The following is an 807-nucleotide window of genomic DNA, read 5'->3' on the forward strand; positions in this document are numbered from 1 at the left end:
AACCCAGGCGGTCTCGAAGGAGCGGTAATTCCAATGAGGATCGGCGAACTGGCTGCCACGGCGGGCACCACTCCGAAAACCCTTCGCTACTACGAATCCGTGGGCCTGCTCCCGCCCCCACAACGAACCCTCAACGGCTACCGGGACTATCCCGAGCACGTGATCTCCCGGCTCGATTTCATCCGGCGGGGCCAGAGCGCGGGACTATCGCTTGCCCGCATCGGTGAGATCCTCCGGATTCGCGACGACGGACAGGCACCTTGCGCTCACGTCGACACGCTCCTGGTGACTCGACTGGACGAGATCGACCAGCAGATAGCCGATCTCTTGCAGCTGCGTCAGGCAGTCGCCCAGCTCCAGTCCGCCAGCCGCACAGTGGACCCTGCGACCTGCCAAGCCGAGACGATCTGCCGCTACCTCTGACTGGCGGTGCTGTGGTCCATGCGGGACGCACCGCCTTCCCTGCCGGCCGGGGGCCGCGACCCGGCGGGGGGTTGTTGATGCGGGGAGGGGGGTTGTCAGGTGAGTCTCATGGTGGTCAGGCAGGTGAGGTCCTGGTCTCCGGTGGCGATCGGAACAGTGGCCGACTTGTCGTCGTAGTCGATGGTGAGCGTGGCAGTGATGTCTCGCGGTAGCCAGAATCCGAGGAAGCCGTTGTCGTAGGTGGTGCGTGGTTCGTCGATGAGGATGTCTCCGGTGGCGGTATCGGTGACGGTGACGTGCACCTCTTCGGTGGCCATCTCGCCGCGGCAGGTGGTCAGGCTGTGGAACTGGCAGGGGTGGGTGCTGGTGTTGTAGGGCGCCACT

The 807-nt window shown here is 65.1% G+C and carries 2 protein-coding genes; one reads left to right on the forward strand and one right to left on the reverse strand.

All coding sequences use genetic code 11. The features are described from left to right. The first annotated feature begins 33 nt into the window (after positions 1-33). Entirely contained in the window at positions 34-423 is a 390-nt protein-coding gene (locus DCI01S_RS16520) for a heavy metal-responsive transcriptional regulator (RefSeq protein WP_061230215.1), read from the forward strand. Positions 424-518: 95 nt separating this feature from the next. On the opposite strand, the gene DCI01S_RS16525 is transcribed toward DCI01S_RS16520, so the two are convergent. After that, the coding region (locus DCI01S_RS16525) for a CueP family metal-binding protein (protein WP_174521568.1) at positions 519-807 on the reverse strand (289 nt) is incomplete at its 5' end.

It is taken from the genome of Dietzia cinnamea NBRC 102147 (genome assembly GCF_001571065.1).
Lineage (GTDB): Bacteria > Actinomycetota > Actinomycetes > Mycobacteriales > Mycobacteriaceae > Dietzia > Dietzia cinnamea.